Here is a 10,694-nt window from a genome sequence, read left to right on the forward strand (position 1 = left end):
ATACTCCTAAGAATCAGACACGATCACAGTGATGTGACTAGTGCGCTTGATGATGCGATCGGCTCGGCCTTTCGCACGTGGCATAATACGTTTCATTGTTGGACCATCGTCAATTAAAATAGTTTTAACGAATAATTCATCAATATCTGCACCTTCGTTATGCTCGGCATTTGCGATAGCTGAGTTAAGTACTTTTTTAACTAACTCAGCAGCTTTCTTGTTGCTGTAAGTTAGAATTTCAAGTGCTTTCTCAACATTTACGCCACGGATTTGATCCGCAACTAAACGCGCTTTCTGAGCAGAACCGCGGGCAAATTTATGTATAGCTATTGCTTGCATTCAATTTCCCCTATTTCTTCGCTTTCTTATCAGCGACATGACCGCGATAAGTACGAGTTGGTGCAAATTCGCCTAATTTGTGACCGATCATTTCTTCGGTTACAAATACAGGAACGTGTTGACGGCCATTATGGACAGCGATGGTCAATCCGATCATTGTAGGAATGATCATTGAACGACGGGACCAAGTCTTAATTGGCTTTTTATTCCCGCTTTCCACCGCTTTCTCTACCTTCGTCAACAAGTGTAGGTCAATAAATGGACCTTTCTTGAGGGAACGTGGCATGGTGAATCCTTATATAATTCAAATTCTTCATGTTGAACTTAGCATTAACAAAAGTTTACTAAGTTCAAGCAATCAGAATATTAGTTTAATGTACTAATTACTTAGTACGACGACGAACGATAAATTTATCAGTACGTTTGTTCGAGCGAGTCTTGTAACCCTTAGTTGGTACACCCCAAGGTGATACCGGATGACGACCGCCAGATGTTTTACCTTCACCACCACCGTGTGGGTGATCAACTGGGTTCATGGCAACACCACGAACAGTTGGGCGAACACCGCGCCAGCGTGAAGCACCAGCTTTACCAAGTTGGCGAAGCATGTGTTCAGAGTTGCCGATTTCACCTAAAGTAGCACGACAATCTGCTTCAACTTTACGCATTTCGCCAGAGCGAAGACGTAAAGTAACGTAAGCACCATCTTTCGCAACTAATTGTGCGTAAGTACCAGCAGCACGTGCAATTTGCGCGCCCTTGCCTGGTTTAAGTTCGATTGCGTGAATAACGCTACCTAATGGTAGGTTACGTAACGGCATAGTGTTACCAGCTTTGATAGGAGCATCAACACCTGACTGGATAGTATCTCCAGCGCTTAAGCCTTTAGGGGCTAAGATGTAACGACGTTCACCATCTGCATATAAAACTAATGCGATGTTAGCGCTTCGGTTTGGATCGTATTCTAAACGTTCTATTTTGGCTGGAATGCCATCTTTATTACGTTTAAAATCAACGATACGATAATGTTGCTTATGACCACCACCAATGTGACGAACCGTAATGCGACCATTATTGTTACGACCACCAGACTTAGACTTAGTGTCTAATAATGGTGCATAAGGCTTACCTGTATGAAGCTCTTTGTTTACCACTTTAACTAGGTGACGACGACCCGGAGAAGTAGGTTTACATTTTACTATAGCCATTTTAACTGCTCCTTATGATTCCGCGCCAACGAAGTCGATGTCACTACCTTCTGCAAGAGTAACGTAGGCTTTTTTCCAGTCGTTACGACGACCAAAACGAGCACCGGTACGTTTTACTTTACCCTTAACATTAAGTGTATTAACACCTTCAACTGTAACTTCAAAAAGTTTCTCAACTGCGGCTTTAATTTCAGCTTTAGTTGCATCTGTAGCTACTTTGAAAACAACAGTGTTGTTTGCTTCAGCGGCTGTAGTTGCTTTTTCAGAAATATTCGGTGCTAAAAGCACTTTCAACAAACGTTCTTCGTTTATCATGCTAAAATCCCCTCAATTTCTTTAATTGCATCTGCAGTGATTAAAACTTTTTCGAAACCAACCAAGCTTACTGGGTCGATTGCTGCAACGTCACGAACGTCAACTTTGTACAAGTTGCGTGCTGATAAGAACAAGTTCTCGTCAACTTCTTTCGTTACAATCAATACGTCTTTAAGCTCTAAACCTTTTAACTTAGCAACAAGTTCTTTAGTTTTAGGCGTTTCTACCGAAAAATCGTTAACTACTACTAAACGGTCTTGACGAACTAGTTCAGATAGGATGCTAGCGATAGCACCACGATACATTTTACGGTTAACTTTTTGGCTGTGATCTTGAGGTTTAGCAGCGAATGTTACGCCACCAGAACGCCAGATTGGACCACGAGTAGTACCGGCACGTGCACGGCCAGTACCTTTTTGACGCCATGGTTTTGCACCACCGCCGCTCACTTCTGAACGAGTTTTCTGAGCACGAGTACCTTGACGAGCGCCAGCTGCATATGCAACTACTACTTGATGTACTAACGCTTCGTTAAACTCACGTCCAAAAGTTGCTTCAGATACTTCAAGAGCACCTGTTGCGTCTTTTAATGATAATTCCATTAGAAAATCTCCTGGACTAAGCTTTAACAGCTGGTTTGATGATTACGTTGCCATTGATAGCACCCGGAACTGCGCCTTTAACAAGCAACAAGTTACGTTCTGCGTCAACGCGAACCAATTCAAGGTTTTGTGTAGTAACGCGCACAGCACCCATGTGACCAGACATCTTTTTGCCTTTGAAAACGCGACCTGGTGTTTGACATTGACCTAACGAACCGTTTGATCTATGTGATAACGAAACACCATGCGTTGCATGTTGCATAGTAAAGTTCCAGCGTTTAATACCGCCTTGGAAGCCTTTACCTTTCGATGTACCAGTAACGTCTACTAATTTGATGTCATTGAAAACTGAAACAGTTAGTTCACTGCCGGCTTCAATATCACTACCTTCATTTTCGTTTAAGCGGAATTCCCACAAGCCGCGGCCTGCTTCGATACCTGCTTTAGCGAAATGACCCGCAGCTGGTTTTGTTACACGGCTTGCTCTACGCTTGCCAGTAGTAACTTGTATTGCTGCATAACCATCGTTGTCTACAGTTTTAACCTGAGCAACACGGTTTGCTTCAACTTCAAGAACGGTTACAGGTACAGATACGCCATCTTCTGTGAAGACACGTGTCATACCTACTTTACGTCCAACTAGACCTATAGTCATTGTTAAAACTCCTCTTAGCCCAAGCTGATTTGAACATCAACACCAGCTGCAAGATCTAAACGCATTAATGCGTCTACAGTCTTTTCAGTTGGCTCAACGATATCAATCAGACGCTTGTGAGTACGAATTTCGTACTGATCACGTGCATCTTTGTTAACGTGTGGAGAAGTCAAGATAGTGAAACGTTCTTTGCGTGTAGGAAGTGGAATAGGACCACGAACCTGTGCGCCAGTACGTTTTGCAGTATCAACGATTTCTGCTGTAGATTGATCAATCAAACGATGATCGAACGCTTTCAAACGAATGCGAATTCTTTGATTTGACATGAAGACAAATCCCCTTTTTAAAGAACAAAAAAACACGACCCTCTACTTCCTTATGTGCCGGAAGGGGGTGTGTTAACTATAAACATTCAACTCAAAATTAGAGCTGCTGTGAAATAAACAAGAATCTAGTTCTTCTTTATTTAGTGCTACAAGCTTTACTTAACCATAAAAGTTTTAGTAAAAGTCTTTAGCAAAGCACACTCAATTTGGCTGAATGCGAGCGCGTATTATACAAGAAAGCTTGTTGTGTGCAAGCTTTCTTGCTGATAATTGTTAATTAAGGCGTTTTCAGTGGGATAGGAAACTGCATAAGTTACGTGCTGTAGAGGCATAGTTGCAGAATAGCCTTATTATTTAACGGCTCAGTAGAACACATCACCTTATTTTCAACTAAAGTGATGTGTCATTGATGTGTCATTGATGTGTCATTGATATGTTAAAGGCTAACTTTGTGCGGGGCTAGCACGTTTAACGTGCAAGAATGTTAAAGTTGTTAACAATAATATCGCCACACCTATAGCTATAGCTTGGCTATAGTCGGCAGGGATGTTAAAACCTATACCTGCGGTTGCTATATATGACACCGTTATACTGGTACCAATGATTGCCGGGATACTCACTACCCAATGGAAGGTGCCACGGTCAAACAGGTACTTAGTCGCCAACCAGAGTACGCTGGTTGAAAGTAGCATATTTGAAAAAGCAAAGTAGCGCCAAATGAGCGAGAAATCGATTTTAGTCATAAAGTAGGCAATGACTAAAATAGGTACCGCTAATAAAATACGATTACGCATACTTTGTGGAATATTAAAGGCATCAACTATAGTTAAGCGTAATGATCTAAAGGCTGTATCACCTGAGGTGATTGGGAATATAGCCACCGCAACAATTGCCATAATACCGCCTAAAGCACCTAGGTAACTGGTGGCAATATGATTAACCACTAGCCCTGGACCACCTTGGTCTAACATCGCTTTTAGTTCGGTATAGCCTTCAGGGAATGCTGCAATACCGGCTAGCGCCCAAACACAGCCGACAACACCTTCTGATATCATGGCACCATAATAAACGGGACGAACATATTTTTCATTGGTTAAGCAGCGCGCCATAATAGGAGCTTGAGTGGAGTGAAAACCACTGATTGCACCACAGGTAATAGTAATGAATAACAATGGCCAAACCGGTAAACCATCAGGATTTGGTTCTAAGAAGTCATGATTAAAATGATCATGATTGAAGTAGCCAAGAAAATCGCCCATTACCGGTAAGTTCGGCGCATTGAATAATAATGAAATAGCGATCAGCGTGGTCATTACTATCATAAGTAAACCAAATAGCGGGTAGAGCTTAGTTATGATTTTATCGATAGGTAATAATGTTGCCAGGAAGTAATAACCTAAAATAAGAAATACCCAAAAAGTATTGCCCTCAAGGAAGGTTCCTTCAAAGTAACTTAAACTACCCAGTAAACCTGCGGGGCTCATGATAAAAACTACGCCAACAAAGAAAAGTAGCATGGCAGTAAAAATAAGCATTATGCCTTTATAGAAAACATTAAAGTACTTACCTGCTATTTCTGGCAGGCTTTTACCGTCTTCTTTGATACTCATTACGCCAGAGAAATAATCATGGACAGCACCACCGAGAATATTACCTATCACAATCCAAACTAAGGCAATAGGACCATAAAGTGCTCCGAGGATGGGTCCAAATATTGGTCCAACACCGGCAATGTTTAAAAATTGAATGAGAAAGGCTTTCACCGGATGTATGGCGACATAATCTACGCCTTCTTCAAAACGTATTTGCGGTGTTTTTACGCTAGGATCAATCCCTGCCTGTTTTTCAACAAAGGGGCTGTAAAATTTATACCCTAAAATTAGCAGCGTTATACATATAAAAAAGATAATCATATAATAGGTGTCCTATAGAAGGTTAAATTACAGCTTAATGAATCAGCAAGGGATTGTACTTTGATAGTTGGATAGTTTGATAGTTTGACAGTACGCTAGCTTGCTGATGAAGACTGCAACTTAAATGTTAATAAACGTTATGGTTGATTATCTGTTGTGGTACTCCACTTAGCCACTCTTTATTTAATTCAGTAAAATTAATTAACTTAACTTATTTAAGTTAAGCCACCAAAACCAAAAATGTAACTCTTACATAAATTTACATCTGTTATTGAGTTCCTTACACTCTCGTCGACCAAATTTACATCTTTGTGACACTTGTGTAACTGTTTGTAAAGTTTCATTGGATTAGAATTTATGCACCTATCCCTTATGATGATATTCAGCTAATACTCTGTTGCTGAATTCGCCGGCACTGTAATGAAAACTTTATTAAATCACCTACAATTTGTCACTCGTTATGTATTCATCAGTTTTGTTACTAGCCTAGCGCTGTTAACTGTATTTATATATTCAGCTTACCAGCATGGGACTTTTAGCACTTATATCTATGGTCTGAGTATCCCAAGTTATTATTATCTAGTTTGTTTGCTACTGACCTTGATGTTAACGCCACTGTTATATAGTAATAAAGTTGCTGTGTTGATCATTATTCCGAAAGTACTACTCGATATTTTTTTACTGGCAGATATTTTGGTCTTTAATATTTATCGCTTTCATATCGATATGCTTTTTATAGAAATGGCTATCTTTGATTTTCAAGGTATAGGTTTATCTTGGGGCATGAGTTTACTGGTTATTATTGTAGCTATTGCTGTTGTCGCCCTACAAGTATTTATTTATGGCAAAGCTAAGCAGTTAGCCAATATGAAAACTGCCCTAGTTAATATTGGTATTATTAGCCTTTTTCTCTTGGGTCAAGGCATACATATTTGGGGTAACTACACTAAGCAAGAAAGTATTCTGACATACACTCCTTATATGCCTTATTACGCCCCCATAACGTCAACGGGCATGATGAAAAAGTTACAAAAAAAATTCCCAGAATTACTTGTGGTTAATACTTCAAGCAATGAACCCATCATTGAGAATAAAGTATCTTCGCAACGTTTTAACTATCCAATTAAGCCACTTGTTTTTGATGAAAGTGATAACAATACGCCACTTAATGTATTGTTATTTGTTGTTGAAAGTTGGCGGGCTGATATGCTGACCAGTGACATAACCCCTTATATTTCGGAGTTTGCTAAAAAGAGTCATCAATTTGAAAACCATTACAGTGGCGGTAATGTCACTGTCTCGGGGTTATTTAGTTTGATGTATGGTTTAAATCCGAGTTATTTAGCAAGTGCCCAATCAGCCCCTTTTAAGCATCAAAGTATGCTCACTAAAAGCTTTGCCCAACAGGGTTACAATATCAGCTCATACAGCGGCTCTAATTTTAATCGCTTTGCTATGAAAGCAATGTTTTTTGGCGAAATATCAGAGCCTCTTTATATTTACCCAAAGCAGGGCAGTAGCAGCAAAAATGATAAACAAGTAGCCGATAACGTTATCGCTGATATTAAGTCGGCTAGTCGTGATAAACCTTGGTTTAAGTTTGTGTTTTTGACTTCATCACATCATGATTATGACTACCCTGAACAGCATAGGAAATTTATACCTACACCTAAGGTGACCGCTGAATTTCTCGTTAACAAACATATTAATGCTCAGCCGTTTTTAAATGACTACCAGAATTCTCTACATTATATTGATTCGCTATTTAAGAAAATTCATCAAGCAGTGATTGATATTGGTCAAGATAAAAATACCGTCATTATTATCACTTCAGACCACGGTGAAGAATTCAATGATAATGAACAAGGCTATTGGGGGCATGGTAGTAACTTTACTCAAGCACAAACCAGAGTGCCGTTAGTAATGCATATTCCAGGGGGAAATGATTTAGTTAAGCAAATTAATCGCTCTGCTCATGTTGATATAGTACCAACACTATTAAGACATGTATTAAATAGCACTTCACCGTTATCGAACTTTAGTTCGGGCTTTGATTTGTTTGACTTACCCATGCAGCGAGGCGTTGCTATGGCGAGCTATATTGATAAAGCTTATCTAGTAGGTAATACCGTTTATTCCAGTGGCTTGTTAACCAATAAATACCATATTGACGATTTGAATAAAAAACCTGATACCATTAACTATCAACAACTGCAAATCTTGCGACAGCAGGATAGCCACTTTCTTCAGTAGGTTCATACCCATTACTATTCATAGTGCAAGGATTCAGTGGGAGTTAAAATGACATGAGGTAAGGAGAGTAGGTTTTGTATAGTCACTCTATAATTTGTTTCTTTAACTTACTATAAAGTCATTTTAAACCCATCGAAGAAGCGCTTGAACAACATCACTTCATCGTTGCTGTGATTTATAATGGAATAACCATTATTTCATCACAGCGCCTTGAATTGAAATTGCTCAAACACTCTGAAGCATGCACCTTGATTAGTAACGGGTATTATGAATATGAACGAAAATTACTCGGCACAAGCAGAGATAAAAAATAAACCAAACGGTTCAGGTTTTACACGAATCTTAAAAGCAACGCGTTGTTCTTTGCTCGGTTTACAAGCCGCGTATAAACATGAGTCAGCATTTAGGCAGGAGTTGTGTTTATGCCTTTGCTTAATTCCTCTTAGTTTATTTATTGCCTCCAGCGGTATGCAGTTAGCATTATTATTAAGCTCTTTAATATTATTACTGTTAGTGGAAGTTATAAATTCAGCGATAGAAGCTGTGGTAGACCGAATTGGCCTTGAACACCATGAACTGTCAGGTCGAGCAAAAGATCTTGGCTCTGCGGCGGTATTTTTAGCCCTTTGTATTTGTGTCGTTACTTGGGGCGGTATCTTATTTGATAATTACTTAAGCTAGCATTCACTTAGTCTAAAATTAACACCTATTTGGCTGCAGCTTAAGATAATTTGTAGTACTGGATTTTTTATTACCTATTATATAGGTAATAAATTACTGGAGGCTCATTTGATAAAAAAGTACTATTTAAAATAAGATGGCTTAACAAATTTTTTATCAATTTTCTATGGATTTGGTATTGTTAATGGTATACTCGCGCGCAAATTTTCAACAATTCCGCTTTTTTAGTAGCGACTTAAATAGAGTAAAGTAATGGCAGATTTATCCAAATACAGAAACATTGGTATTTTCGCTCACGTTGATGCTGGTAAAACCACAACAACTGAACGTATCCTTAAATTAACCGGTATGATCCATAAAACTGGTGAAGTACATGACGGCGAGTCAACGACTGACTTCATGGAACAAGAAGCTGAGCGCGGTATTACCATCCAGTCTGCTGCGGTAAGCTGTTTTTGGGACGATCACCGTTTCAACGTTATCGATACTCCTGGTCACGTTGATTTCACTGTTGAAGTTTACCGTTCACTTAAAGTTCTTGATGGTGGTATTGGTGTATTCTGTGGTTCTGGTGGTGTTGAACCACAATCAGAAACTAACTGGCGTTACGCGAACGACTCAAAAGTTGCTCGTATCATCATGGTTAACAAACTTGACCGTTTAGGCGCTGATTTCTACCGTGTTTGTGATCAAGTTAAAAACGTTTTAGGTGCTAACCCTTTAATAATGACCTTACCTATTGGTACTGAAGATGAGTTCGTAGGTTTAGTTGATTTATTATCTGAAAAAGCTTACATCTGGGATGACTCTGGCGAACCAGAAAACTACGAAATCACTGATATTCCAGCAGACATGGTAGAAAAAGCTGCTGAGTACCGTGTGAAGTTAATTGAAACAGCTTTAGAAGTTGATGAAGACATGTTGATGGAGTTCTTAGAAGGGGAAATGGTTCCTACTATAGAACAAATCAAAGCGTGTATCCGTACTGGTACTCGTGATATGACTTTCTTCCCAACTTACGGTGCATCTGCATTTAAAAACAAAGGTATTCAATTAATTCTTGATGCTGTTGTTGATTACTTGCCTTCACCTACAGATGTTAATCCACAACCACTTACTGATGAAGAAGGTGAGCCGAATGGTGAATACGCAATCGTTACTGCAGATGCAACATTCAAAGCATTAGCATTCAAAATCACTGATGACAGATTTGGTACATTAACTTTCGTACGTATCTATTCAGGTACTTTGAAGAAAGGCGATACAATTCTTAATGCTGCTACAGGTAAAACTGAGCGTGTTGGTCGTATGTGTGAAATGCAAGCCGATGAACGTAACGAACTTACTTCAGCGCAAGCTGGTGATATCATCGCGATTGTTGGTATGAAAGGTAACGTTCAGACAGGTCACACATTATGTGATCCTAAAGATCCAATCATCCTAGAAGCTATGGTATTCCCTAAGCCTGTAATTTCAATCTCTGTAACACCAAAAGATAAAGGTTCAACTGAGAAAATGGGTATTGCTATCGGTAAGATGGTTGCAGAAGATCCTACTTTTAAAGTTGAAACTGATCAAGATTCAGGTGAAACGATTTTATCTGGTATGGGTGAACTTCACTTAGATATCAAAGTAGATATTCTAAAACGTACCTACGGTGTTGAATTAGAAGTTGGTAAGCCACAAGTTGCATACCGTGAAACAATCACGCAAGAGATTGAAGATTCTTACACACATAAGAAACAATCTGGTGGTTCTGGTCAGTTCGGTAAAATTGATTACCGTATCAAGCCCGGCGAACCTGGTTCTGGTTTCGTATTCACATCAAAAGTTGTTGGTGGTAATGTACCTAAAGAATTCTTCCCGGCAATCGAGAAAGGCTTCAAAGGCATGATGGATACTGGTGTTCTTGCTGGTTTCCCTGTATTAGATGTTGAAATTGAATTATTTGATGGTGGCTTCCATGCTGTCGATTCATCTGCTGTTGCATTTGAAATCGCTGCTAAAGGTGCTTTCCGTCAGTCAATTCCAAAAGCTGGTGCTCAGTTAATCGAACCTATCATGAAAGTTGATGTGTTTACGCCTGATGATCACGTTGGTGATGTTATTGGTGATTTAAACCGTCGTCGTGGCATGATCGCAGGTCAAGTCGCTGGTGTTTCTGGTGTTCGTATTCAAGCTGACGTTCCTCTTTCAGAAATGTTCGGTTACATCGGAACATTACGTACAATGACATCAGGCCGTGGTCAATTCTCTATGGAATTCTCTCACTACATGCCTTGTCCTAATAACGTAGCTGAAACAGTAATTGCTGAAGTTAAAGCTGCTAAAATAGCTAAAGATGCTGCTAGAAAGTAGTTAACACTTAGCTGTTAATTTAAAAGCCTACTTCGGTAGGTTTT

At 39.4% G+C, this 10,694-nt stretch carries 11 protein-coding genes; 3 read left to right on the plus strand and 8 right to left on the minus strand.

Annotation, left to right across the window (positions count from 1 at the left end; genetic code table 11):
• Positions 1 to 6 precede the first annotated feature (6 nt).
• The 8 genes from rplV to HRT55_RS20025 all read right to left on the minus strand — a co-directional run bounded on the left by rplV (position 7) and on the right by HRT55_RS20025 (position 5,358).
• Positions 7 to 339: a 50S ribosomal protein L22 gene (gene rplV / locus HRT55_RS19990; protein ID WP_019026501.1), complete on the minus strand. Its 333-nt coding sequence runs from the start codon at positions 337 to 339 to the stop codon at positions 7 to 9.
• 10 nt (positions 340 to 349) lie between these two features.
• Positions 350 to 625: a 30S ribosomal protein S19 gene (gene rpsS / locus HRT55_RS19995; protein WP_011041718.1), complete on the minus strand. Its 276-nt coding sequence runs from the start codon at positions 623 to 625 to the stop codon at positions 350 to 352.
• Positions 626 to 722: 97 nt separating this feature from the next.
• Positions 723 to 1,547 (minus strand): 50S ribosomal protein L2, encoded by an 825-nt coding sequence (rplB, locus tag HRT55_RS20000; protein WP_291616339.1) that lies wholly within the window; start codon positions 1,545 to 1,547, stop codon positions 723 to 725.
• A 12-nt stretch (positions 1,548 to 1,559) separates the two neighbouring features.
• Positions 1,560 to 1,862 (minus strand): 50S ribosomal protein L23, encoded by a 303-nt coding sequence (gene rplW / locus HRT55_RS20005; RefSeq protein ID WP_011041720.1) that lies wholly within the window; start codon positions 1,860 to 1,862, stop codon positions 1,560 to 1,562.
• Positions 1,859 to 2,464, minus strand: a complete 606-nt coding sequence (gene rplD / locus HRT55_RS20010) for a 50S ribosomal protein L4 (RefSeq protein ID WP_019026499.1) — start codon at positions 2,462 to 2,464, stop codon at positions 1,859 to 1,861. The genes rplW and rplD overlap by 4 nt, the downstream gene beginning before the upstream one ends.
• Before the next feature lie 16 nt (positions 2,465 to 2,480).
• On the minus strand, positions 2,481 to 3,119 hold the full coding sequence (rplC, locus tag HRT55_RS20015) for a 50S ribosomal protein L3 (protein WP_291616333.1): 639 nt from the start codon (positions 3,117 to 3,119) through the stop codon (positions 2,481 to 2,483).
• 14 nt (positions 3,120 to 3,133) lie between these two features.
• Positions 3,134 to 3,445 carry a 30S ribosomal protein S10 gene (rpsJ, locus tag HRT55_RS20020; RefSeq protein WP_019026497.1) on the minus strand — a complete coding sequence of 104 codons (312 nt, stop codon included), beginning with the start codon at positions 3,443 to 3,445 and terminating at the stop codon, positions 3,134 to 3,136.
• 443 nt (positions 3,446 to 3,888) lie between these two features.
• Positions 3,889 to 5,358, minus strand: a complete 1,470-nt coding sequence (locus HRT55_RS20025; RefSeq protein ID WP_291624104.1) for a carbon starvation protein A — start codon at positions 5,356 to 5,358, stop codon at positions 3,889 to 3,891.
• 420 nt (positions 5,359 to 5,778) lie between these two features.
• On the opposite strand from HRT55_RS20025, the gene HRT55_RS20030 reads away from it, so the two are divergent.
• The 3 genes from HRT55_RS20030 (at position 5,779) to fusA (ending at position 10,650) form a co-directional block, all read left to right on the plus strand.
• A complete protein-coding gene (locus tag HRT55_RS20030; RefSeq protein ID WP_291624105.1) occupies positions 5,779 to 7,611 on the plus strand; it encodes a sulfatase-like hydrolase/transferase in 1,833 nt (610 codons plus the stop codon).
• A gap of 273 nt (positions 7,612 to 7,884) precedes the next feature.
• Complete coding sequence (locus HRT55_RS20035; protein ID WP_291624106.1) at positions 7,885 to 8,292, plus strand: diacylglycerol kinase; 408 nt, start codon at positions 7,885 to 7,887, stop codon at positions 8,290 to 8,292.
• Between the two features lie 252 nt (positions 8,293 to 8,544).
• On the plus strand, positions 8,545 to 10,650 hold the full coding sequence (gene fusA, locus HRT55_RS20040) for an elongation factor G (protein WP_291624107.1): 2,106 nt from the start codon (positions 8,545 to 8,547) through the stop codon (positions 10,648 to 10,650).
• The last annotated feature ends 44 nt before the right edge of the window (positions 10,651 to 10,694 follow it).

The sequence above is a fragment of the Colwellia sp. genome, assembly GCF_013214175.1.
Classification (GTDB): domain Bacteria; phylum Pseudomonadota; class Gammaproteobacteria; order Enterobacterales; family Alteromonadaceae; genus Colwellia.